Origin of the sequence: Pseudomonas vanderleydeniana (assembly GCF_014268755.2) — a bacterium.
Classification (GTDB): domain Bacteria; phylum Pseudomonadota; class Gammaproteobacteria; order Pseudomonadales; family Pseudomonadaceae; genus Aquipseudomonas; species Aquipseudomonas vanderleydeniana.
Genome location: NZ_CP077093.1, coordinates 3,917,833 through 3,940,639, shown reverse-complemented (window position 1 = coordinate 3,940,639; position 22,807 = coordinate 3,917,833). Strand labels below are relative to the sequence as shown.

Genomic DNA, 22,807 nt, shown 5'->3' with positions numbered 1-22,807 from the left:
CGGGGCTGCGGGGTTATTTGGGGTAGCCCGCGCGCTTCATCTCGCGTTCGGTACTCTGCTGGGCGGCGGCCAGGGCCTGGTCGACCGTGGTCTGGCCGATCAGCGCGGCGGAGAACAGCTTGCCGACCTGGGTACCGATGGCCTGGAACTCGGGAATGGTCACCAGCTGGATCCCCACATAGGGCACCGGTTTGGCGCTCGGATCTTTCGGGTTGGCGACCTTGAGCGATTCCAGGGTGATCTTCGCGAACGGTGCGGCCTGCATGTAGGCCTCGCTATAGGTCGAGGCGCGAGTGCCCGGTGGTACGTTGGCGATCCCATCTTCCTTGGCTACCAGGGCGGCGTATTCCTTGGAGGTCGCCCAACTGCTGAAGGTTTTTGCCGCGTCCTTGGCCTTGGAACTGGTGGGGATCGCCAGCGCCCAGGAGTACAGCCAGGCCGAGCCCTTGTCGGTGACCTGGTGCGGTGCATAGGTGAAACCGACGTGGTCGGCGACCTTGCTCTGGGTCTTGTCGGTGACGAACGAGCCGGCGACGCTGGCGTCGACCCAGATCGCACACTTGCCGCTGTTGAACAGCGCCAGGTTCTCGTTGAAGCCGTTGCTCGAGGCCCCGGGTGGCCCGGACTTTTTCATGGTGTCGACGTAGAAATTCAGGGCATTCTTCCATTCGGAGCCACTGAATTCCGGCTGCCACTTCTCATCGAACCAGCGTGCGCCATAGGCGTTGGCGACGGTGGTGATCAGGGCCATGTTCTCGCCCCAGCCGGCCTTGCCGCGCAGGCAGATGCCGTATTGCTCCTTGTCCGGGTGGTTGAGCTTGGCCGCGAACTCGCCGAGCTGTTCCCAGGTCGGCCGTTCGGGCATGTTCAGGCCGGCGTCCTTGAACAGGTCGGTACGGTAGTAGGTCATGGAGCTTTCGGCATAGAACGGCAGGGCGAACAGCGTGCCCTTGACCGACAGGCCGTCACGCACCGATGGGAACACATCGTCGATGTCGTAGCTGGCCGGCAGGTTGTTCATCGGTTCCAGCCAGCCCTTGGCGCCCCAGAGTGCGGCTTCGTACATGCCGATGGTGAGCACGTCGAACTGGCCACCCTGGGTGGCAATGTCGGTGGTCAGGCGCTGGCGCAGGACGTTTTCTTCCAGCACCACCCAGTTCAGCCTGATTTCCGGGTGCTCGGCTTCGAAGGTCTTCGACAGCTTCTGCATGCGGATCATGTCGCTGTTGTTGACGGTGGCGATAGTCAGGGTCTGGGCGCCCAGGCTGACACCGCTGACGGTCAGGCAGGTGGAGACGAGCAGAGCTTTTGCAATGGCTTTCATCGAACACTCCTCTTCTGTCGCGCGGCGGCGATGAAGGTCGGTTTATTGTTGTTGTCTCTTCCTGTGCCCCGGAAGAATCTGAGGCTGATTACAGCCCTCAATCGCCGGCCAGACAAATCCTTGAAGACACTCTGATCGATACTTTTTTGCACTCGGTGGGCATGGCGTGGCTGGGCGCAACGTTTAGCCGGCCGCACTAGGGCGCGATTTCAGGGGCGTTGGGGGAGGGGTAAATCAGTACAGGTTTTGCCGGGCAGTCGGCTGCTAGGCTATGTATGAAATCGCTTGAAACTTGGTTATGCGGCGTTAAAAACCGGCTCGGAATGCTCATTGACAACCAGTCAACTGCGCTTCCTCGCCGGTTTTTGCCTTGCCTAACCTGCGTTTCAAACAATTTCATACACAGCCTAGCGCCCCGAGTGGGGCGCCGGGTGGGGGTCAGCCGAGGTTCTGCTCGGTCAGGCGTTGCACGGCCAGGCGGCGATAGTGCGAGGGCGTCATGCCCTTGAGTTGCTGGAAGCGCCGGTTGAAGTTGGAAATGTTGTTGAAGCCGGATTCGAAGCACACATCGGTCACCGGCTTGTCGCCGTCGACCAGCAATTCGCAGGATTTGCTGATGCGCAGGCGATTGACGAACTCGACGAAGCAGCGCCCGGTAGCCTGCTTGAACACGCGGGAAAAATAGGTGGGTTTCATTCCCAGGTAGTCGGCGACCTCTTCGAGCGGCAACTCCCGGGCGTAGTGGGCGAAAATGTAGTCGACGGCGCGGTTGGTGCGGTCGATATTGTTTTCGTCGGCCAGTTGCGGCGTCGTGACCCCGGAAAGCAGCTGGTAGTCGTCGCAACTGCTGAGCAGTTCCAGCAGGATCAGGAAGTGCCCCAGGCGTGTCACGCCCTGGGAGTCGGCAATGCGTTGCATCAGTTGCGCAGCCTTGCCAATGGTCTCCGGGCAGCGGAACTCGATACCGTACTGGGCCCGCTCCAGCAGCGGCGCCAGGGTCTTGAGTTCCGCGAAAATCTGGTGGCCTTCCTCGAACAGCTCGTCGGTGAAGTTCACCAGCATGTCACGCTTGGGTACCACTTCGTCCTCGGCCACCTGGCTGATCCAGTTGTGGGGCAGGTTGGGGCCGGTGAGAAACAGCGTGTACGGGTGGAAGTTGCCGATATAGTCGCCGATGAAGACCTTGCCGGAGCTGGCCACGATCAGGTGCAGTTCGTATTCCTTGTGGAAATGCCAACGCACCAGTGGGCACGGGAAACCGTGCTGGCGATAGATGATGGAGAGGCCGTTATGGTCATCCATCAGCTCGTAGGAGGGATCGGTGATGCGGGTTGTTCGAGTCATGGGAAGCGCTTTTATTATTATTGCAACCCGATAATGCCTCCTTCGTCGGCTCTCTGCCAACCTTGCGCCCAGGTTCGGATAAGCTGAAACGGGCTGGGCAGCGTTCATCGACCCTATCCTGGAGCGAAACAGTGAAGAGCGTCCTATTGATTGGCATTGGCTCCGGCCACCCGGAGCAGATCACCATCCAGGCGGTCAAGGCCCTGAACCGCGCCTCGGTTTTCTTCCTGCTGGACAAGGGGCGGGCCAAGGAAGAACTGGTGCAGTTGCGCAAGGACATCTGTGAGCGCTATATCGAGCAACCGGGTTATCGCCTGGTGCAGGTCAGCGACCCGCTGCGCGAGGAAAACGAGGATTCCTACGAGGCCGGGGTCGAACGCTGGCATGCACAACGCGCCGGGTTGTTCGCTCGCCTGATCGATGAGGAATTGGCCGATGGTGAATGCGGGGCCTTTCTGGTCTGGGGCGAGCCGGGTTTGTACGACAGCACCTTGCGGGTGCTGGAGCGGGTGGTGGACCTGGGCGGGCCGCCGTTCGAGGTCGAAGTGATTCCCGGGATCAGCAGCGTGCAAGCGCTGGCGGCCCGTCATCGGGTGCCGCTGAACCGGATCGGCGAACCGATCCGCATCACCACCGGCCGGCGCCTGGCTGCGGCCGACCTGGACAATGTGGTGGTGATGCTCGATGCCCACTGTGCCTTCGGTCAGTTCCTCGACCAGACCCTGGAAATATACTGGGGTGCCTACCTGGGGACCGAGGATGAGTTGCTGGTGAGCGGCCAGTTGCACGAGGTGCACGGGAAAATCCGCGAACTGCGCGAAGAGGCCAGGCAGCGCAAGGGCTGGATCATGGACACCTACCTGCTGCGCCGTCCGTTGAAATCGTAGGGCAGGCGTTAAGCAGCGTAATTTGGCGATATTTCCGCTACCTGCAAGAGAGCTTTCCCATGGAGCACGGGGGCTTTGTCGTTTAGTGTCCGCAGGATCTTGAAACTGCCGGGACACTGCCGTGGAGCCTCATGCGCCTGCTGCCAGAGATTGATCGATTTCGTTGCCTGTATCTGGCACTGGTCTTGTGCGTGTCCAGCCTGCCGGTTTTCGGCCAGCCGCTGGTTGACCTGCCTTACGGCGATGGAGTCTTCAGCGTCGACCCGGCAACGCTTCAAGTGACCCTGCATCGGGATGATGGCCAGGTCTCGGTGCTGAGCGCACCGGCCTTTCCCGATACGGCGCGGGCGTTTCCCGTGGGCGAACGTGCCTGGCGTATCACCAACGGTGCCGATCAGTTCCAGGTCGAGGCTGGAATCGAGCAGGACGCCCTGCGCCTGTCGATCCGTGCCGGGCAGCCGGTGGTGCTGGAGTGGCCGCGCCCCCAGGAGGCCAGGGCCATCGAGGCCCATGCGCTGCCGTTCGGGGAGGGGGCCTATGTCCCCAGTGATGACAGCCAATGGCTGGACTGGCTGCTGCGGCGTTACGAGCCCGATGCGCTCAACGGTCTGCTGTCGATGCCATTCTGGAGCGAGTTGCGCGGTGATCATTCGATCACCTGGCTGATCGAGACCCCTTTCGATACCCGTTTCGGCATGGTCGTGCAGGATTCACGGCCTTTGCCCCGGATCAGCCATGAGTTCAACCGCCTGGCCAACGGGGAACCGTTCACGGTCCGTATCAAGGTCGGACCGGCCGATCCGCTGTACGGGGCGCGTTTCTACCGCCAGTGGCTGGAAGCCGGGCAACACCTGGTTTCGCTGAAGCAGAAAATCGCCCAGCAGCCGCTGATCGCCAGGCTGGGTGGGGCTGCGCATATCTACCTGTGGGGGGCCGGGCCGCTGAAGGCAGCGGATATCAAGGACTGGCCCGCCTTCCTCAGGTTTTTCGCCGCGCGGCGCCAGGATCATCGGCACCTGGCATGGAAGTTGTGGGCGGCATTCGATCCACCGGCGCGGGAAAGCTTCGAGGCGGCATTGCAGGAGGCCGATAACTGGCGCACAGGCGTATCCGTCCAGCGTCGGCGCGAGGTGACCCGGGCGCTCAATGCGGCGTTGCCGGAGGTGCTGCCCCGGGTGCCGGTCGAGCCGTTGCCGGGCAATCATGATCCTGCGGCGAATGTCGCCTGGGGCCAGAGCATTCGCGGGCAGTTGATGGAGGCCTTCGGGCCATGGCTGGCGTCGCCCCGGCGCTGGGGGGGCGGGCTGTCGTTGGACACCGTGGAGGCGCTGCGCAAGGCCGGCCTGGGCCGGGCCTGGCTGGGGGCGGATGACTGGCGCGATGCCTTGTGGCATCCCGAGGCGGTGGAAGCGGCCAAGGCGGCCGGTTATCTGGTGGCGGTCTATGACAGTTACGGCAGTGCGCATCCGTCCAATCTGCGGGCGACCTGGGCCACGGCGCAGATGGGTGACGAACTGGCGGCGGCGGGCTATCGCGATAGCCGTGGCGAGAAGGTCAGGGGCTTCAATGGCCGTGGGGTCTACGTCAATTCGCGGGTCGTCGAGCCCTATGCGCAGCAGCGCATCAGTGCGGTCGCCCGCGCCGGGCGGCTGAACAGCTACTTCCTCGATGTCGATGCCGCCGGCCCCGAGTTCCGGGACTATACCCCCGGGCGGGAAACCAGCCAGCGCGAGGATGCCGAGGCGCGCTGGCGCCGGCTGCAGTTTCCGAGTCGCAAGCTGGAATTGGTGACGGGCAGCGAGGGTGGGGTGGCGTACTACGTGCCGGGCATTGCCTACAGCCATGGCATTGCTACCCAGCCGTTCGCCTGGATGGACCCGGATATCGGCAAGAACAAGCAATCACCGTTCTACCGCGGTGGCTACTGGCCTCCGGAAACCCCGGACCTGTATTTCAAACCGGTCCCGCTCAAGCCCGCCGTCGCGCGTTTCGTCACCTCGGCACAGTTTCGCCTGCCGTTGTACCAGATGGTTTTTCACGACAGCCTGGTCAGCACGCACCACTGGGAATACGGTTCGCTGAAGTTTTCCAGCGAACGGGAGAGCACGGCGTTGCTGCAGTTGCTGTACATGGTGCCGCCGCTGTATCACCTCAACGACCAGGTGCTGGCGCGCGACCTGCCGTTCATCCGGGCCTATGACCGGGTATTCCGGCCGCTGCACGAGCGCCTGTTCACCGAGCGGATGAGTGATTTCCAGGTGTTCTCGGCTGATCGCCAGGTGCAGCGCACCTCGTTCAGTGATGGCACACTGGTGACGGTGAATTTCGCCAGGAAACCTGCGCGTTCGCCGGAGGGCCGGCTGCTACCGGCGCGCTCGGCGCTGATATTGATGCCGGACCGGGCGCCGCAACTGATCGAGGTCGGCAAATTGTTCCTGCCGTCCGCGTGAGGCCTCAGGCCGTACGGTTTTTCGCCTCGATCCACTGGGCCATGTACTGGGTGCTTTTGTGATGGTGGTGACGCAGCATCGCCCCGGTGAAGTTGTCGCGGCGATGCTGTACCAGCTGCTCTCGGCATTGCTCGATCCGGGCCACCAGCGCCGGGCCGTGCAGGCGTCGATCGTAGCGCGCTGCCAGCAAGGCCTGGCCGGCGGCCTGGGCCCGGTGCCAGGCCGATGAGTCCTGGTAGAGCTGTACGGCGGCCCTGGCCAGGGCCTGGGCGCTGCTTTCCACGGCGCCGGGCCAAGGCAAGTCTCCGTGCATGGCTTCGGCGCCGATCGGCGTGGTGATGCTCGGTGTGCCACAGAGCATGGCATCGACGAGCTTGCCCTTGATGCCCGCGCCAAAGCGCAGGGGGGCCAGGCAGATCCGCGCGGCACTCATGACCTGCAAGGCATCTTCGGCCCAGTTCAGCACGTGGAAGCCCTGGGCCGGGTTGTGCAGTGCGGTGGCCTTGGGGGGCGTGTAGGCGCCGTAGATATGCAACTGCGCGCTGGGCAGTTGCTGGCGAATCATGGGCCAGAGGGTGGTTTTCATCCAGAGCACGGCGTCCCAGTTCGGAGCATGGCGGAAGTTGCCGATACTGAGAAAGTGCGCGCGTTGTTCGAAGGACCGAAAGGCGTCGGGAGCATCGAGCATCAGCGGGCACCAGTGCAGCAGGGCTGGTGGCAGGCAAAACTGCTCGGTCAGCAGGCCAATCTCGACATCGGAGATCATCAGGCTCAGGTCCGAGCGGTAGATCGCCGCGATCTCCCGCTGGGCCAGGTCGGTGGCGCTCATCTGCTGGAAGATCTGCGGCAGCTCGGGGGCAAACAGCTCGCTGAAGTCATCCGGGTCCGGATCGGCCTTCAGGCGCTCCTTGAGCTGTTGCTGGCGGGCATCGCGCAGGCTTTGCAGGTCGGAGGTCTCCAGTACGCGCAGGGCATCGGGGCAGTGTTTCTCGACCCGCCAGCCAAACTGTTCCTCCATCATGAAACGATCGAACAGCACTACATCCGGCTGCAACTGCGTGATGAAACTGTCGAAACTGCTGTTGTTGAGTTCGATGGCCTGCTCGTCGATCCCCAGGCTACGCAGGTCGGCCTTGTGTTCGCCAATGCTGGCGGGGCTGGCGAAGGTAATGTGCCAGCCGGCCTCGAGGAAACTTTCGAGGATCTGCATCATGTGCCCGCCAGCGGCCGAGGAACGGGGTTCGGGCCAGACATAACCGATAACCAGGACGGTGGTGGTGTCGTTGGCACTCATGGGCGGTGATTCCTTGAAACGGGCGGGGTGAAAAAGGCGCGCAATTAAACCACAGCCGCCGCCGAGATTGACCTGCCCCCGCGCACTGCGTAGCCTTGCAGGTTCGAGGTTCTTCGGCATCCGGCCGAAGCTAAGACGGGAACGCGGCAAGCCGCGGCTGCCCCCGCAACTGTGAGCGGTTTGAGCGTCTTGCCTGGCCACTGCCCCCCTGGGGTGGGAAGGCGCAAGACCCGGTGATCCGACCCTGGTCGACACCCGCCGCAAGCCAGGAGACCTGCCTCGTGACAGAATTTCACTTGAACCGGGCGGGGTGATCCGGTGGCGAATCTACCCGCGCCTGTTCCGGGCTGCGGTTTCTCGTCCCGCATGCCCGCTATTTTTGCCAAGGGGCATCCCGATGAAAACACTGGCCAAGCTTCCCGTCACCATCGTCACCGGCTTTCTCGGCTCGGGCAAGACCACCTTGCTGCGCCATATGCTGGACAACGCCCAGGGCCGCCGTATCGCGGTGATCGTCAACGAGTTCGGCGAACTCGGTATCGACGGTGAAATCCTCAAGCAGTGCTCCATCGGTTGCACCGAGGAAGAGGCGGTCGGCCGCGTTTTCGAACTGGCCAACGGCTGCCTGTGCTGCACCGTGCAGGAAGAGTTCTTCCCGGTGATGCGTGAGCTGGTGGCACGGCGCGGCGACCTGGACCATATCCTCATCGAAACCTCTGGCCTGGCACTGCCCAAGCCGCTGGTCCAGGCGTTCCAGTGGCCGGAAATCCGCAGCGCGTGCACCGTCGACGCGGTGATCACCGTGGTCGACAGTCCCGCAGTGGCGGCCGGTACCTTCGCCGCGTTCCCTGACCAGGTGGATGCCCAGCGCAAGCTCGACCCGAACCTGGACCATGAGTCGCCGCTGCACGAACTGTTCGCCGACCAGCTGTCGAGCGCTGACCTGGTCATTCTCAACAAGACCGACCTGATAGCGCCCGAGGACCTGGCCAAGGTGCGCCTGGAAGTGGCTGAAGAGCTGCCACCGGCAGTGAAAGTCATCGAGGCCAGCAGCGGTCGCCTGCCACTCGACGTACTGCTCGGCCTGGGTGCCGGCTCCGAAGAACATATCGACAGCCGTCACAGCCACCACGATCACCACCACGACGGCGATGATCACGACGATCATGACCACGATGCCTTCGATTCGATTTCCATCGACCTGCCGCAAGCCGACGAAAGCCTGCTGCTCGATGCCTTGACGCAACTGGTGGTCAAGCATGGCATCCTGCGGGTCAAGGGGTTCGCGGCGATCCCGAACAAGCCGATGCGCCTGCTGGTCCAGGGGGTCGGGACGCGTTTCGACAAGCACTTCGACCGTGCCTGGGGCGCTGACGAACCCCGTATCACCCGGTTGGTGCTGATCGGCCAGGAGCTGGATGCCGCGCTGCTCGAATCGACCCTGCGCGCCGCACTGACGGCCTGACCCCATGCACCTGCTCAGGACCCAGCCCGGCGGCTTCGTGTCGGATGACAACATTGCCGACCTGGGACAAACCCCCGCCGAACTGGTGATCCTGTGCAGCGGTGACTCCAGCCTGGCATTGCTCGCCGAAGCGGCGCAGCAGCTGCCGGACGACTATCCCAGCCTGCGTCTGGCCAACCCGATGCAGGTCCAGAACCATGCCTCGGTCGACCTCTATGTCGAGCAGGTGCTGCAACAGGCCAAGGTCATCCTGCTGTCGCTGCACGGCGGTATTGGCTATTGGCGCTATGGTATCGAACGCCTGGTGCAATTGGCCGAGCGCGGGGTGAAGCTGATCCTGGTGCCGGGCGATGATCGTCCCGATCCTGAGTTGAGCGCCCTGGGCAACGTCCCGGTCGCCGACGCCGAACGGCTCTGGCACTTCCTGCGCCAGGGCGGCCTGGGCAATGCCTTGCAGTTGTATCGCTGCCTGGCCAGTGGCTGGCTGGGCCGCGATTATTCCTGGCTGGAGCCGCGGGCGTTACCGCGCACGGCGATCTACCACCCGCGACGGGTCGATGCGCAACTGGCTGACTGGCAAGCCGACTGGCAGGCTGGGCAACCGGTAGCGGCGCTGCTGTTCTATCGTTCGCACCTGCAGGCGGCCAATACCGCCTTCGTCGATGTGTTCTGCCAGCGCCTGCAGGCGGCTGGGCTGAACCCTTTGCCGATCGCCGTGGCCAGCCTCAAGGAGCCTGCCTGCCTGGCAGTGGTCGAAGACTGGCTGGACGAAGTGTCGGCGGCGGTGATCCTCAATACCACCGGATTTGCCCAGTCGACCCCCGAAGCCCCGCACCTGCGGCCTTTCCGCCGTGATATCCCGGTGATCCAGGCGATCTGCGCCCAGGACAACGAACCTGGCTGGCAAGCCAGCGAGCAGGGCCTGGGCCCGCGGGACCTGGCGATGCATATCGCCTTGCCGGAACTGGACGGTCGGATCATCAGCCGGCCGATCAGCTTCAAGGACCTGGCCTGGCGCAGCGAGCGCAGCCAGAGCGACGTGGTCTGCTACCGTGCCCAGCCCGAACGGATGGACTTCGTCGCCGAGCTCGCGCGGCGTTGGGTGGACCTGGCACGGCTGGACAACGGCGACAAGCGTATCGCCCTGATCCTGGCCAACTATCCGACCCGTGACGGGCGGATCGGCAATGGCGTCGGCCTGGACACGCCAGCGGCGGCGCTGAACATCCTGCGTGCGCTGCAGCGCCAGGGCTATCCGGTCGATGATCTGCCCGAGAGCGGCACCGGTCTGATCCAGGCCTTGCTTGGCGGCGTCAGCAACGACCTCGACAGCCTCGACCTGCGGCCGTGCCAACAAAGCCTGGCGCTGGCCGAGTACCAGGCACTGTTCGAACAGCTGCCCGAGGCCAACCGCCAGGCGGTGCTGGCCCGCTGGGGTCGCGCGGAACACGACCCGATGTTCCGCGCTGGGCGGATGATGATTGCCGGCTTGCGCCTGGGCCTGACCTTCGTCGGTATCCAGCCGGCCCGGGGCTATCAGGTCGACCCGAGTGCGGTCTATCACGACCCGGACCTGGTGCCGCCGCATGGCTACCTGGCGTTCTACTTCTGGCTGCGTCATCGTTATGGTGCCCATGGCGTGATCCATGTCGGCAAGCACGGTAACCTGGAATGGTTGCCGGGCAAGGGCGTCGGGCTGTCACGCAACTGCTGGCCGGATGCGCTGCTGGGCCCATTGCCGAACATCTATCCCTTCATCGTCAACGACCCGGGCGAGGGCGCCCAGGCCAAGCGCCGGACCCAGGCGGTGATCATCGATCACCTGATGCCGCCATTGACCCGTGCCGAAACCTACGGCCCGCTACGCGACCTGGAGCTGCTGGCCGACGAATACTATGAAGCACAGTTGCTCGACCCGCGGCGAGCGCGGGAATTGCAACGCGATATTCTCAAACTGGTCCGTGAAACGCAGATCGACCGCGAACTGCAGTTGGATGCCGGGCTCGACAGCGACGCCGACGCGGCGATCTGGCTGCCACGGCTGGATACCTACCTCTGTGACCTGAAGGAGTCGCAGATTCGTGATGGCCTGCACGTGTTCGGTGAATCGCCGCAGGGACAGTTGCGGGTCGATACCTTGCTGGCGTTGTTGCGCATTCCCCGGGGTGACGGGCGAGGTGCCCAGTCGAGCCTGCTGCGGGCGCTGTCCAAGGCCTTCGAGCTGGGCTTCGATCCGCTCGACTGCGTTCTGGCCGAGCCCTGGACCGGCCACCGGCCGCAGGCCCTGGGCCTGCTCAGCGAGGCCAGCTGGCGCACGGCGGGCGATAGCCGCGAGCGCCTGGAGCTGTATGCCGCCCGGTTGATCGAGCAGGCCCTGGCGGGGCGCGCGGTACTGCCGGACAACGAGGCATGGGCCGATGTGCGCAGCATCATCGGCGGCCTGCTGGACTCGGTGGCCCCGCGGCTCGATGCCTGTGGCCCGGCGGAAATGCAGGGGCTGCTCGCGGCCCTCGACGGGCGCTTCGTCCCGGCAGGCCCAAGTGGCGCGCCGAGCCGTGGACGGCTGGACGTGCTGCCCACGGGGCGCAATTTCTTCTCGGTGGACGTGCGCAACCTGCCGACCACCACGGCCTGGCGCATCGGTTTCCAGTCGGCCAACCTGATCCTTGAACGGCATCTGCAGGATCATGGCGATCACCTGCGCCAACTCGGCCTGTCGGTCTGGGGCACGGCGACCATGCGCACCGGCGGTGACGATATCGCCCAGGCCATGGCCCTGATGGGGGTAAGGCCGGTCTGGGCCACGGGCAGCCAGCGGGTCGACGACTTCGAAATTCTGCCGCTGAGCCTGCTGGACCGGCCGCGGGTCGACGTGACCCTGCGCGTTTCAGGCTTTTTCCGTGATGCCTTCGCCAACCTGATCCGCCTGTTCGACGCCGCGGTGCAGGCGGTTGCCGCGCTGGACGAGCCCGAAGACATGAACCCGCTGGCGGCCCGGGTGCGTCAGGAGCGCGAACAGTTGCAGGCCAGCGGCCTGGATGCCGAGCAGGCCTCGCGCCAGGCCGGTTGGCGGATCTTCGGTGCCAAGCCGGGTGCCTATGGTGCCGGGGTCCAGAACGCCATCGACGGACGCCTGTGGCAAACCCGCGAGGACCTTGCCGAGGTCTACCTGAACTGGGGCGGCTATGCCTATGGCGGTTCCGATGAGGGGACCGCGGCCCGCGAACTGTTCGCCCGGCGTCTGAGCCAGGTCCAGGCCGTGTTGCAGAACCAGGACAACCGCGAGCACGACCTGCTCGATTCCAACGACTACTACCAGTTCCAGGGGGGCATGCTGGCAGCGGTGGAAAGCCTGCGCGGAGAAACCGCCGCCAGCTACCACGGTGATCATAGCCAGCCCGACCTGCCGAAGATCCGTACACTCAAGGAAGAGCTGAACCGGGTGATCCGTTCCCGGGCGGCCAATCCCAAGTGGATCGAGGGGGTCAAGCGCCACGGCTACAAGGGCGCCTTCGAGTTGGCGGCGACAGTCGACAACCTGTTCGCCTTCGACGCCACCAGCCAACTGATCGACGATCACCAGTACGCGCTGCTGGCCGATGCCTATCTGCTGGATGCCGACACCCGTGAATTTGTCCGCGAGCACAACCCCCATGCGCTGCGCGACATGACCGAGCGCCTGCTGGAAGCCCAGCAACGTGGGTTGTGGAGCGAACCGGGGGAGTACCGCGAGGCGCTGGAAAACCTGCTGCTGGATATTGAAGAAGATTCCTGAGGTCTATGCACCATGAATGATACCCCGCATTTCCCGCTGTCGGCGGTAGTCGGTGCCGAGGCGCTGAAACTGGCGCTGTGCCTGACCGCGATCGACCCGAAGATCGGCGGTGTGCTGATCGAGGGGCCGCGTGGCATGGCCAAGTCCACCCTGGCCCGCGGCCTGGCCGACCTGTTGGCCAGCGGGCAATTTGTCACCTTGCCGCTGGGTGCCACCGAAGAGCGTCTGGTCGGTACGCTCGACCTGGATGCCGCCCTCGGTGAAGGGCGGGCGCAGTTCTCGCCCGGCGTGCTGGCCAAGGCGGACGGCGGTGTTTTGTATGTCGACGAAGTGAACCTGCTGGCTGACCATCTGGTGGATCTGCTGCTCGATGTCGCAGCCAGCGGCACCAACCTGGTCGAGCGCGATGGCATTTCCCATCGGCATGCGGCGCGTTTCGTGCTGATAGGGACGATGAACCCCGAGGAAGGTGAGCTGCGACCGCAGTTGCTCGATCGCTTCGGCCTGAATGTCGCCCTGAGCGGCCAGCCGCAGCCGGCCGAGCGCACGCAGATCATCCGTCGGCGGCTGGATTTCGACAGCGATCCGCAGGCCTTCCGTGCGCAGTGGGCGCAACCGCAGCAAGCCTTGCGTGAGCGTTGCGAACAGGCCCGGGCGTTGTTGCCAGGTATCGACCTGGATGAGCGGGCGATGACGGCGATCAGCGAGCGCTGTTTTGCCGCTGGCGTCGATGGCCTGCGGGCCGACCTGGTCTGGCTGCGGGCTGCCCGTGCCCATGCGGCCTGGCGCGGCGTGCGGGAGATTGCCGACGAGGACATCGAGGCGGTCGCCGAATTTGCCCTGCGACACCGGCGCCGGGAACACTCGTCAGCCACGTCGGCGCCTCGGCCGGCTGCGGCGCCCGAGCCTCAACCCAGTCCGACCCCGCAGACGGAGCAGGGGCAGGGACAATGGGGCGAACTGCCAGCCAGGGCCCTGGCGGTGGGCGCTCGCCGGGAAATTCCGAGCTGGCCAAAAAAGCCCTAGGCATTCGTCCCCGAGTCAAGCCGGGGGCGAATGCCAAAGCCGGTTCGGGTGCGGTCCCCAAGGGGCGCCAGGGTGTGGCCCGGGCGGCGGCCAGCGGCACGATCAATTGGGTCGAAACCTTGTTGGGTGGCCGGCCCCAGGCCCGCCGGGACCTGCGCTTTCGGCTGCGTAGCAGTACGCGTCATGAGTTATGGCTGGTGATTGTCGATGCTTCGGCCTCTACCCGCCGGCATCAGGCGCTGAGTGACGCCAAGGGGCTGCTGGCGCAGTTGTTTGACGATGCCTACCGCGAGCGTGCGCGCCTGGCATTGTTGACGGCCAGTGGCAGTCGGCCGCAATGGCAGGTCCAGGGGCTGAAAGCCTCCAGTAGCCTGGCGGGATGGTTGGAAGGGCTGGGGGCCGGAGGTGGCACGCCATTGCTGGCCGCTCTGCAGGAGGCCGGACGCTGGTTGGCTGTCCGGCAGAAGCGTTTTGCCGACGAGCAGCAGCGCGTATTGATTCTTACCGATGGACGACTGAAGGCCTGGGCGCCATTGGTGCCGCTTGCTTGTCCTGCCTTATTGGTCGACCTGGAAAAAGGTCCGATCCGTTTGGGGCGGGCGCAACAATTGGCCAATGAACTCGGGGCCGAGTATCGGCATATCGAAGGCCTTTAACTTCAGTTACAACTTTTGCGTCTGTTCGTTAGTGTTCGCGAGCAAGCCGCGCTTCTACAGTTACAGTTTTGTACAAGTACCCAATGTAGGGTACCTATTCTGTAGGCGCAGGGCTTGCCCGCGAAGCTTCTTGCTTTAAAGACCGAGAATCAGGCCGAGAAAGTCCAGGGCTGCAAGTCGTAGCCCTTCTTGCTCAATTCGGCACGAGCCTGTTCCAGAACGGATTTTAACTGCGCCAGGTTCGAGTAGTCACTGCAGGAGATCTGCCGGCGGTCGATGCTGTTGTTGGTGCGATCGACTACGGTCAGGCTCAGGTCGCCTTTGTCTTGTGCGGTCCAGGCCACGCATTGGAAGGGTTTGAATGCGTTGCCGGCCATCAGGAGTGCTTCGTTGAAACGGAGCGGGGCGTTCATGGGGTCTTCTCTCAAGTATGCCCAAACAATGTTGTATGCCGTCGGCTGGGCGCACCGTCGCGGCGGGTCTCACTTGTACTGATGTCCGCTGGGGGGCATCGGGTCACATGGGAAATAAAGTTTTTTCAGTTTTTTTCATCGACTTCGAAAAAACCTCGGTGAGTGGACGACGAATAGGGAAATAGGTTCCCCGTTATGTAGGTGATGCCCAACCGGCTGTCGCCTTTATGATCAAACGGTACAAGTTCGCGTCAAGTTCTTGCTAGTGTTACAGCCAGGTCTGCCAAATGACTGTTTCTAATAAAATTTTATAATTCCGGCGCCAGGGACCCGTCATGCAAGAAGCCATTCCGCTCAGGCGTCTCCTGGTCGTCGATCCGTGTGACGATTGTCATCAACTGCTCCCCGGCCTGCGCAGCATCGGCTGGGATGTCGACAGCTGCGAACTCGAAGCCGCTGTCGATCGTCCCTGCGACATCGGCCTGTTGCGCCTCCAACCGTTCCATCTGGAGCGTCCCGAGGCGGTCAAGGACCTCATCAGTCGCAGTGGCACCGAGTGGATCGCGGTGCTCAGCCAGGAGGTGCTGCGCTTGCAGAATGTCGGTGACTTCGTCTGCGAGTGGTTCTTCGATTTTCATACTTTGCCTTTCGACGTTTCCCGCGTACAGGTGACATTGGGTCGCGCCTTCGGCATGGCACGCCTGCGCGGGCAGGGCTCGACGCATGTCGAACAGCCGGAGCACGAATTGCTCGGCGACAGTCGCTCGATCCGCGAGCTGCGCAAGCTGCTGGGCAAATTGGCGCCGACCGAGTCTCCGGTGCTGATCCGTGGCGAGAGCGGTACCGGCAAGGAGCTGGTCGCGCGCACCTTGCACCGCCAGTCACAGCGACACGCCAGGCCCTTTGTGGCGATCAACTGCGGGGCGATTCCCGAGCACCTGATCCAGTCCGAGCTGTTCGGGCATGAGAAGGGGGCTTTTACCGGGGCCCACCAGCGCAAGGTCGGCCGCATCGAGGCGGCCAATGGCGGCACGTTGTTCCTGGATGAAATTGGCGATCTGCCGCTGGAGCTGCAGGCCAATCTGTTGCGCTTTCTCCAGGAAAAACACATCGAGCGGGTTGGCGGCAGCCAGTTGATCCCGGTCGATGTGCGGGTGCTGGCGGCGACCCACGTCGATCTGGAGGCGGCGATTGGCGCTGGGCGCTTTCGTGAAGATCTCTATTACCGGCTGAATGTGTTGCAGGTGGTCACGGCGCCGCTGCGCGAGCGCCATGGCGATGTGCGGATGCTGGCCAACCATTTCTCCCATTTCTACAGCCAGGAAACCGGGCGGCGGCCGCGCAGTTTCAGCGAGGAGGCGCTGGTTGTCATGGGCAATCATGGCTGGCCGGGCAATGTGCGCGAGCTGGCCAATCGGGTCCGGCGTGGCCTGGTGCTGGCTGAAGGGCGGCAGATCGAGGCCGCAGACCTGGGATTGAGCAGTGCGCAGAGCGCGCCAGTGCCCATGTGTACTTTGGAGGACTATCTCTACCAGGCCGAGCACCAGGCGTTGTGCGATGTGCTCAATCGTCATGGCGACAACATGAGCGTTGCGGCGAAGGTGCTGGGTATCTCCCGGCCAACGTTCTATCGGTTGCTGCACAAGCATCAGATTCGCTAGGTTCTGGTGTCGGACCGCTCAGGCATTTCAGGAACAAGGCCTTGTACAAGACGCCTGTAAAACCTGCGCCACAGTATTGGCTGTGGCGCAGGGCGTCAGGCTGGATCAGAAGTAGTAGGGGAATTTCAGGCTGAAGCTGAAGTCCGGGGCATCTGGCGTCATGCCCAGGGACAGTTGTGGAACGATGGTCAGGTTCGGTGTGGCGGCGATGGTCATGCCGACGTTGAAGTAGCCGGCATTGGCGTCGCTGCCCACGACGCTTTGCCAGCTCTGCCCATCGGGCTTGAGCTTGCTTTTACGTTGAACCAGATCCGACACCGAGAACGACATACTCATTTTTTCATTCAAGGCGAAGGCCACGCCAGCGCCGAATTGGTAGCTATCGCCAATACTGACCTTTCCTGGCTGGGTGACTCCTTGTTGAGCGCTGATATCGCTGAAAGAATCCTCGAAGTTGTGGGTGTAGGCGAATGTGCCGAACAAGACTGCCGGATCGAACGTCTTGACCAACGAGAGGCCGGTCGTGAGTGCCCATACACCATTGCCGGTAGGCAGGTCCTCGGGCACGAACAGGCTGTTGCTCTTGGGTGACTGGACGAACTTGATACCGAAAGGATCCTTGCCGGTGGGGGCCTTGAGCCTGACGCTGACCACCGCATCCGGCAGGCTTTCGGATTCATCGAGGAACTTGTAGGCCACCCCGAAGTTCACGTCACCGAGTGTTGGGTCTCGCGTCACCGTGTCTTCCACGGTCGATGCGGCGCTGCCACCATTGCCACCACCGGACTGATAGGTGGACTCGCGATAGACGACTGGCGCGTTAATATCGAACTGCCAACGGTTTTCGTAGTTGTAGCGAGCCGTCAAATCCAATGTCCATGTATCGGCCTTGATCCGGTCTAGGTTGATCGTGCCAAGAAAAATGGAGTCCAGGGCGAGGAAACCGTTGAGCGTCAATTGCCGTGTGTCATAACGTGAATAAGTGATTCCCGTCTCGACACTGAACTTGCCATTTCCAAAGAAACCACTGGCTTCGTTATACAGGTCGGAAACACTCTGGGCCGGTGCCGAATCATCCTTGAGCGACTGACCATAGGAGGCGCCGGAGGTACCCGCTGCGGCACCCGAGGCATTGGCGCTGGCCCCTGCCACAGCCTGGCCTTTTCTGAGGTCGGCCGGGGACTTGACCAAGCGCTTGGGGGGTGGTGGCGCCGGTTGGTCCTCGACCTGTCGAACCCGCTGTTCCAGCACGGATAGGGCTTGTTGCTGTTGAACGTAACGCTGTTTGAGCTCCAGAAGTTCCTGTTTCAGGGCCTCTACCTCAGCGTCAGGTGCCGCTTGCAACATCGCTGCCGGGAAAAGTGTCCCCACACAAATTGCCGCCCGCAGAGAGAATGATCGGTGCATGAAATTAGCCATCCCTTACTGACTTTCCCAATGGTCGAAGGTGAGCGTAGTTCAGAATCCCATGTTGCGTAGTCCTTTAAGTTGGGTCAGGTTGCAATCCAATGCGCCGACGGTTTGCAAGTTGTTCTGCAGTACCACATTAAGTTGGGTCATGCTGTTGACCAGGTTGTGGCCGCCGAGCAGGGCGGTGGATTGCAGGACGCCGCCCTGGGCGATCTGTTGCAGCGACTGCCCCTGGTTGTTGCTCGCCGCGATGGCCATCTGAATGCCGCCAGAGACCGCGGAAACGGTGACCTTGCCTGCCGCGCCGGAGCCGCTGATGCTGCCACCGCTGTTGAGGATCTGCCCGACCTGCTGGCCGCTGATGGGGGCCTGGTCGGCCTCGCTGACGTTGATGGCGACATTGTTGTAGGCGCTGTTGCCGTCGCCGGCGGCGCGGACCACCTGGGTTACACCAGCGGAGGTGTTGAAACCGGCACCGCCGACCACCGTACCGGAGCCCTGGGAAGCAGGGGAACCGTTGCCCTGGATGCTGTAGGTAGAGACGTAGAATTGCGGTTTGACGGTCGATTGCTGGATCTGCAGGCTGGTGGTGGCGCCGATGATATCGCCGCTGGCATTCTTCCAACTGCTTTCCATCACGACGCCGAAACTGATGATGCGTCCTGGCATGACATAACGGCCGCGCAGTTCGGACAGTTCATGGTCCTTGATTTCGACAGGCTTGAAGGTTGACGCCGCTTGTGCGGGTACACAGGCGATTGCCAGGCAACTCACGACCAGCCAGTGTGGAGTTTTCATGTGTCGCTCCCGGGGCATCCTGCTCCCTTATAGGTTGTTGCACCTCAGAAAAAATCGCTCTGGATAAAACCGAAGTCCATCAGCTCGGCATCTTTGACCGGGTTGAAAGTGTCCAGCTTGTCTTTCGCCGTGAGCGGGGCCGGCGGTGCCAAAAGGGCGTTGTTCTTGTCATAGCCGGGACCGACGATGGCGAAGACGATGCCATTCCAGCCCTTTTCGAAATCCGCTGCGGCGTAGCGCTTGTGGCCGAGCACCGGGTCACCGATGTACACCCAATCCTTGTCCGCGCGCTGCATCACCACGAAGTGCTTGTAGCCGCGTATATCCATCAGCACCACCACCGGAATGCTGACGCTGGCCAGCTTGTCGGCGGGTATCCGGTATCCGCGGGCGCGCATGCCGATGCTCTCGACGTAGCGCTTCATGTCCAGCATGGAGAAACCGTGGGTCTTGACCAATTCCACATCGGACGTGGTCAGCATGCCCTTGATCACCTGTTCTTCATCGACGTCCAGCCAGTAGGCCTGACGCAGCACGGTGGCGAGGGCGGCGGCGCCGCAACTGAAATCGGTTTTCTGCTGGACCAGGTCGGCAAAACGCCGTTCGCGAATGCTCTGTACATTCTTGTAGAAGAGGTTTGCGCCGGGAAGGCCGGGGATGGCCATGGTGGCAGCCTGGCTCAGGTCACAGAGGCTGATCAGCAAGGCAAGGACGAGAATACGCATGGTCGACACGCCTTCAGGTACGGAAGAAAGAGCCCCGTTTCCGGGGCTCTCATGCTGTCGCGACTACATGCAGGCTTTGCAACCGGCGGCGATGGACAGCGAGTTGCTTTGTTGGTTGCCCACCCCGGCCGAGACGTTGATGCCAGCGTTGCCGGACATGTGGTTGGCCGAGTTGTTCATGCTGGCGTTGTTGGTGACCACGTTTTTCCAGCCGTTGGGAGTGAGTACTTGCTGGGTCCAGTAGCCGGCCAGTTCAACAGAGCCTTGTTCCTTGAAGGTGAACTTCTGGTCATCGTTGTCATGACCGCCCTTGTTGCCATGACCATGGCCGTGGTCGTCGTCGCCCTTGATCGTGCCGTAGCCAGTGCCTTTGTAGCTGCCCTTGACATCGATCGTGCCCTTGAGGGTTTCCTTCTCATAGGCTTGCACGCCGCTGTTGGTCACCAGCAGGCCGCTTTCGGTCTGGTTGGCAGCGGCGGCGGCGGTGGCTACGCGTCCACCGGAGACGGCGATGGCCAGGTTGTTTTTCTGTTGGTTGAAGTTGCCGGCGGTGATGTTGACCCCCATGTTGCCGGAGCCATTGTTGCCGGAGTTGTTCATCGACGCATTGTTCTGGGTCGACTGGTTGAGCACGACGTTGTTGGTGTTGGTCTGGGTCGCGCTGCTGGCGGAAACCGCGGTGCCGAAAATGAAGCTTTCGTCGGCGGTGGCCAGAGCGGCGGCGTTGTCCTGTTGGTTGCCGTCGCCGGCGGCAACGTTGGCGCCCATGTTGCCGCTGGAACCGTTCAGCGAGTCATTGGCGCTGGCATTGTTCTTGGTGCCCTGGTTGATCACGGCATTGTTGTGGCTGTATTGGGTGTCGATTACGGCAGCGCCGGCGCCGGCGGTAATTTGCAGCAGGGTCCCCAGGTCGGGGCCTTTGGGACCATGGTTGCCGTGGCCATGACCGTGGTTGTTGCCACCTGCCTGTGCGGCCATTGCCATGACGGCGGCCAGTGCGAATACCAGTGGTTTGAGAGCCATTGTAGGTTTCATGGTGTATCTCCGTGCTTATTAGTTGGTTAAGTGTTGGTACTTTCTAATTGCACTGCTCGGGTCAGTCAGCGACCCGGATACTGAGGGTGTTGGCCATACGGTTCCCCACCCCCGCGCTCTGGTTCACCTGAATCACACCCCGGCTGCCGGTGAAGGCCTGGTCGCTGGTAACGACCTGGCGGCTGCCTGGGGTGCCGGATGAACCGGAGTTGGGTGCCAGCGCCACGTTCTGTTGCGACAGGGCGCTGTCATCGACGCTTTGCGGCGCAGCACTGATGCTGATGCGCACGGCGTTGATCATCTGGTTGTTGGCCCCGGCGGACTGGTTGACGCCCACCATGCCGGTGCCGTTGCTGAAGGAGTTGCCCTGGATGGCCGCCTTGGCGTTGATTGCCGTGTTGGCCGGGGTGTTGAGTTTCTGGGTCAGTGCGGTCGATGCGCCGGCGTTGGTGCCAATGGCGATCGCGCGACTGTTGATCTGTTGCTGCTGGTCGCCGGCGGCCTGGTTGAGCATGATGCTGCCCTTGTACTGCTGGCCGGAGTTGTCGATCAGGGCGGTGTCGTTGGCAACCACGCCGCTGTCGGCGAATGCATTGAAACTGCTGAACAGAGCGAGAAAAAGCAGTGTGCGATTCATCTCATTGTCCCTTGCCGATGGCGTTGAGAGCACCCATGCCGGCCGACAAGCCACGATTGACCGTATTGGCAATGCTTGCGCCGCTGCCACCACCGTGCCCGGCAGCCATGCCTGGGAGGCCGTTGGGATTATTCAGGGCGGGCATGTTGCCGGTATGGACCGTGATGACGCGGCTGACGGTTGAACCGGTGCTGATACCGGCGATATCGCCATCGCTCAGTTCCATGCTGTTGGTCAGTGAAATGACCCGGGCAGACGGGTTGGCATTGACGGTGGTGGGATTCGGATCGGGCTGCAGGGGGGGGCGACCATAGGCCTGGGGTTGCACGGTGCGTTCGAGGACGATCACACCGTTACTGCCACCGGCCTGGACAGTCAGGCTCAATAGCGAGCCGAGGGCGCAGCCGATCAGCAAGGTGCGGGTTAAAGCTGTTCTGGTAGTCCCCACGGCGGTGTTCCTTCTTCAGTGCGCTGGCCCTGTTCAGCGTTGGGAAGGAAAGAGCAGAAGCTGTGCCATTTTTTATTTTTTTATTTAAAACAATGAGTTGCTGTCCATGATGGGCGGTGACGGTTTTTTGCTGTTTCAGGCTTGAAACAGGTAGGCTCGGCAACCACGCTCGATTGTCGGGAAAGCCCCGTGGAATGGGGCTCTGAGGCAGGTGTATCAGCGGCTTAACACAACGGCGCAATTGGCCGGCAGGTGCTGAGTACGCCCGTCTGCGTGGGGGTGGGGTGTTTCATCAGCGGACACCTCGGTTGTAAAACCGCGTTTTGGCGCTTTCAGCGAGGGTTACGATTGCAGCAGCCGTTCAACTGCCTTCATCGCCTGCTCATGGCGCTCCTGCCAGTCGCCTCCGAGCACCTCGACGGCCTGCCGGTGGCGCGTCAGCCAGGCCAGGCTGGCGTCGAAGAAGGCACGACGCTCCTGCAGGTCGGGTTGGCAACGCAGGCCGTCGCCGACCCAGCCGACCCCATCGGGATCGAGCAGCAGGTGCAGGTCATAGTGGCGGGCGAGCAGGGCGGGTTCGAGCCAGTCCGGGCAGTCGCCAAACAGCGTCTGGCTCCAGAGGATGTTGCTCAGCAGATGGGTGTCGAGGATCAGCAGCGACGGCTGCCGTGCCCGGGCCTGGTCTTCCCACTCCAGCTGTCCACGGGCGATGGTCGGGATATCGGCCAGGCAGGTGTCACGCTGCTCCTGCTCCATGAAGTGCCGCACGTACTCACCCACCAGCAGCCCGCCAAAACGTTCGTGCAGGGCTTCGGACAACCAGCTCTTGCCACTCGACTCGGGGCCGGCGAGGACTACGACCTTCACGCCTGCAGCGCCGGGTCGGTACGCCACTGGCGCCAGCCTTGCACCGCGAGCAGTGTGAACAGGGCATAGAGGGCGGCGGTCAGGTACAGGTCCTTGTAGATGAACAGCCCGACGAAGATCACATCGACTACGATCCACAGAGGCCAGCATTGCAGGCGCTTCTGTGCCATCCACAGCTGGGCGACGAGGCTGAAGGCGGTCAGTGCGGCATCGAGCCAGGGCTGCGCAGCGTCGGTCCAGGTGGCCATGGCCGCGCCGAGCAGCAGGCTACCCAGTGCACCGACGGCGAGCCCGGCGAGCAGGGCCTGTGGACCGAGGCTGGAGACCTCGCGGCCCTGGTGAACGGCGCCGCCGCGGGTCCATTGCCACCAGCCATAGAGTTGCAGCACGGCGTAGACCACTTGCAGCAGCATGTCCGAGTAGAGCTTCACGTCGAAGAAGATCCAGGTGTAGAGCAGCACCATGACCAGGCCAATGGGCCAGCACCAGGGGTTCTGCCGGACCGTCAGCCAGACGGAAATCGCGCCGAGCGCAGCGGCAAACAGTTCAAGCCCGGACATGGGAACCTCTGGGTCGCAAGGAAAAGGGCGGA

19 protein-coding genes and 1 riboswitch are annotated in these 22,807 nt (G+C 62.8%); of the genes, 7 read left to right on the top strand and 12 right to left on the bottom strand.

Features of this window, described 5'->3' with window-relative positions; translation table 11 throughout:
- Nucleotides 1-13 precede the first annotated feature (13 nt).
- The gene (locus tag HU752_RS17710; RefSeq protein WP_186686017.1) at nucleotides 14-1,324 is read right to left on the bottom strand and encodes an ABC transporter substrate-binding protein; all 1,311 of its coding nucleotides are present in this window, start codon (nucleotides 1,322-1,324) and stop codon (nucleotides 14-16) included.
- 438 nt (nucleotides 1,325-1,762) lie between these two features.
- Nucleotides 1,763-2,668 carry an AraC family transcriptional regulator gene (locus HU752_RS17705; protein ID WP_186686020.1) on the bottom strand — a complete coding sequence of 302 codons (906 nt, stop codon included), beginning with the start codon at nucleotides 2,666-2,668 and terminating at the stop codon, nucleotides 1,763-1,765.
- A 131-nt stretch (nucleotides 2,669-2,799) separates the two neighbouring features.
- On the opposite strand from HU752_RS17705, the gene cobF reads away from it, so the two are divergent.
- The gene (gene cobF / locus HU752_RS17700) at nucleotides 2,800-3,555 is read left to right on the top strand and encodes a precorrin-6A synthase (deacetylating) (RefSeq protein WP_186686023.1); all 756 of its coding nucleotides are present in this window, start codon (nucleotides 2,800-2,802) and stop codon (nucleotides 3,553-3,555) included.
- Between the two features lie 131 nt (nucleotides 3,556-3,686).
- The gene (locus tag HU752_RS17695; protein ID WP_186686025.1) at nucleotides 3,687-6,005 is read left to right on the top strand and encodes a glycoside hydrolase; all 2,319 of its coding nucleotides are present in this window, start codon (nucleotides 3,687-3,689) and stop codon (nucleotides 6,003-6,005) included.
- A 4-nt stretch (nucleotides 6,006-6,009) separates the two neighbouring features.
- Here the strand turns inward: HU752_RS17695 and HU752_RS17690 are convergent, their stop codons facing one another.
- Nucleotides 6,010-7,299, bottom strand: a complete 1,290-nt coding sequence (locus HU752_RS17690; protein WP_186686027.1) for a glycosyltransferase — start codon at nucleotides 7,297-7,299, stop codon at nucleotides 6,010-6,012.
- A gap of 89 nt (nucleotides 7,300-7,388) precedes the next feature.
- A riboswitch (cobalamin riboswitch) is annotated at nucleotides 7,389-7,595 on the top strand.
- Nucleotides 7,596-7,696: 101 nt separating this feature from the next.
- Here HU752_RS17690 and cobW point away from each other — a divergent pair.
- The 4 genes from cobW to HU752_RS17670 all read left to right on the top strand — a co-directional run bounded on the left by cobW (nucleotide 7,697) and on the right by HU752_RS17670 (nucleotide 14,221).
- Complete coding sequence (gene cobW / locus HU752_RS17685; RefSeq protein ID WP_186686029.1) at nucleotides 7,697-8,764, top strand: cobalamin biosynthesis protein CobW; 1,068 nt, start codon at nucleotides 7,697-7,699, stop codon at nucleotides 8,762-8,764.
- A 4-nt stretch (nucleotides 8,765-8,768) separates the two neighbouring features.
- On the top strand, nucleotides 8,769-12,539 hold the full coding sequence (gene cobN, locus HU752_RS17680; protein ID WP_186686031.1) for a cobaltochelatase subunit CobN: 3,771 nt from the start codon (nucleotides 8,769-8,771) through the stop codon (nucleotides 12,537-12,539).
- A 12-nt stretch (nucleotides 12,540-12,551) separates the two neighbouring features.
- Entirely contained in the window at nucleotides 12,552-13,565 is a 1,014-nt protein-coding gene (locus tag HU752_RS17675) for a magnesium chelatase ATPase subunit I (protein WP_186686045.1), read from the top strand.
- Between the two features lie 74 nt (nucleotides 13,566-13,639).
- A complete protein-coding gene (locus tag HU752_RS17670) occupies nucleotides 13,640-14,221 on the top strand; it encodes a vWA domain-containing protein (RefSeq protein WP_367616285.1) in 582 nt (193 codons plus the stop codon).
- Nucleotides 14,222-14,370: 149 nt separating this feature from the next.
- On the opposite strand, the gene HU752_RS17665 is transcribed toward HU752_RS17670, so the two are convergent.
- The gene (locus tag HU752_RS17665) at nucleotides 14,371-14,634 is read right to left on the bottom strand and encodes a hypothetical protein (protein WP_186686050.1); all 264 of its coding nucleotides are present in this window, start codon (nucleotides 14,632-14,634) and stop codon (nucleotides 14,371-14,373) included.
- Between the two features lie 335 nt (nucleotides 14,635-14,969).
- On the opposite strand from HU752_RS17665, the gene HU752_RS17660 reads away from it, so the two are divergent.
- Complete coding sequence (locus HU752_RS17660; protein WP_186686052.1) at nucleotides 14,970-16,295, top strand: sigma-54 dependent transcriptional regulator; 1,326 nt, start codon at nucleotides 14,970-14,972, stop codon at nucleotides 16,293-16,295.
- Nucleotides 16,296-16,400: 105 nt separating this feature from the next.
- Here the strand turns inward: HU752_RS17660 and fapF are convergent, their stop codons facing one another.
- The 8 genes from fapF to pnuC all read right to left on the bottom strand — a co-directional run bounded on the left by fapF (nucleotide 16,401) and on the right by pnuC (nucleotide 22,775).
- Nucleotides 16,401-17,702, bottom strand: a complete 1,302-nt coding sequence (gene fapF / locus HU752_RS17655; RefSeq protein WP_186686062.1) for a fibril amyloid transporter FapF — start codon at nucleotides 17,700-17,702, stop codon at nucleotides 16,401-16,403.
- 51 nt (nucleotides 17,703-17,753) lie between these two features.
- Nucleotides 17,754-18,503 carry a fibril amyloid subunit FapE gene (fapE, locus tag HU752_RS17650; RefSeq protein WP_186686064.1) on the bottom strand — a complete coding sequence of 250 codons (750 nt, stop codon included), beginning with the start codon at nucleotides 18,501-18,503 and terminating at the stop codon, nucleotides 17,754-17,756.
- 44 nt (nucleotides 18,504-18,547) lie between these two features.
- Nucleotides 18,548-19,228 (bottom strand): fibril amyloid maturation endopeptidase FapD, encoded by a 681-nt coding sequence (gene fapD / locus HU752_RS17645; protein WP_186686066.1) that lies wholly within the window; start codon nucleotides 19,226-19,228, stop codon nucleotides 18,548-18,550.
- 63 nt (nucleotides 19,229-19,291) lie between these two features.
- Nucleotides 19,292-20,263 carry an amyloid-like fimbrin subunit FapC gene (gene fapC / locus HU752_RS17640; RefSeq protein WP_186686067.1) on the bottom strand — a complete coding sequence of 324 codons (972 nt, stop codon included), beginning with the start codon at nucleotides 20,261-20,263 and terminating at the stop codon, nucleotides 19,292-19,294.
- 61 nt (nucleotides 20,264-20,324) lie between these two features.
- Nucleotides 20,325-20,900: a fibril amyloid subunit FapB gene (gene fapB, locus HU752_RS17635; protein WP_186686069.1), complete on the bottom strand. Its 576-nt coding sequence runs from the start codon at nucleotides 20,898-20,900 to the stop codon at nucleotides 20,325-20,327.
- Nucleotide 20,901: 1 nt separating this feature from the next.
- On the bottom strand, nucleotides 20,902-21,348 hold the full coding sequence (gene fapA / locus HU752_RS17630) for a functional amyloid chaperone FapA (protein ID WP_186686071.1): 447 nt from the start codon (nucleotides 21,346-21,348) through the stop codon (nucleotides 20,902-20,904).
- A 342-nt stretch (nucleotides 21,349-21,690) separates the two neighbouring features.
- Complete coding sequence (locus HU752_RS17625; protein WP_186686073.1) at nucleotides 21,691-22,215, bottom strand: AAA family ATPase; 525 nt, start codon at nucleotides 22,213-22,215, stop codon at nucleotides 21,691-21,693.
- Complete coding sequence (gene pnuC / locus HU752_RS17620) at nucleotides 22,212-22,775, bottom strand: nicotinamide riboside transporter PnuC (RefSeq protein ID WP_186686076.1); 564 nt, start codon at nucleotides 22,773-22,775, stop codon at nucleotides 22,212-22,214. The genes HU752_RS17625 and pnuC overlap by 4 nt, the downstream gene beginning before the upstream one ends.
- Between the last annotated feature and the right edge of the window lie 32 nt (nucleotides 22,776-22,807).

Coding starts and splice junctions, on each gene's coding strand:
- fapE (WP_186686064.1), bottom strand. CDS start 18,503: ATGAAAACTCCACACTGGCTGGTCGTGAGTTGCCTGGCAATCGCCTGT.
- pnuC (WP_186686076.1), bottom strand. CDS start 22,775: ATGTCCGGGCTTGAACTGTTTGCCGCTGCGCTCGGCGCGATTTCCGTC.
- HU752_RS17690 (WP_186686027.1), bottom strand. CDS start 7,299: ATGAGTGCCAACGACACCACCACCGTCCTGGTTATCGGTTATGTCTGG.
- HU752_RS17705 (WP_186686020.1), bottom strand. CDS start 2,668: ATGACTCGAACAACCCGCATCACCGATCCCTCCTACGAGCTGATGGAT.
- HU752_RS17695 (WP_186686025.1), top strand. CDS start 3,687: ATGCGCCTGCTGCCAGAGATTGATCGATTTCGTTGCCTGTATCTGGCA.
- fapD (WP_186686066.1), bottom strand. CDS start 19,228: ATGCGTATTCTCGTCCTTGCCTTGCTGATCAGCCTCTGTGACCTGAGC.
- HU752_RS17675 (WP_186686045.1), top strand. CDS start 12,552: ATGAATGATACCCCGCATTTCCCGCTGTCGGCGGTAGTCGGTGCCGAG.
- fapF (WP_186686062.1), bottom strand. CDS start 17,702: ATGCACCGATCATTCTCTCTGCGGGCGGCAATTTGTGTGGGGACACTT.
- HU752_RS17660 (WP_186686052.1), top strand. CDS start 14,970: ATGCAAGAAGCCATTCCGCTCAGGCGTCTCCTGGTCGTCGATCCGTGT.
- cobN (WP_186686031.1), top strand. CDS start 8,769: ATGCACCTGCTCAGGACCCAGCCCGGCGGCTTCGTGTCGGATGACAAC.
- HU752_RS17710 (WP_186686017.1), bottom strand. CDS start 1,324: ATGAAAGCCATTGCAAAAGCTCTGCTCGTCTCCACCTGCCTGACCGTC.
- fapC (WP_186686067.1), bottom strand. CDS start 20,263: ATGAAACCTACAATGGCTCTCAAACCACTGGTATTCGCACTGGCCGCC.
- fapB (WP_186686069.1), bottom strand. CDS start 20,900: ATGAATCGCACACTGCTTTTTCTCGCTCTGTTCAGCAGTTTCAATGCA.
- cobW (WP_186686029.1), top strand. CDS start 7,697: ATGAAAACACTGGCCAAGCTTCCCGTCACCATCGTCACCGGCTTTCTC.
- HU752_RS17665 (WP_186686050.1), bottom strand. CDS start 14,634: ATGAACGCCCCGCTCCGTTTCAACGAAGCACTCCTGATGGCCGGCAAC.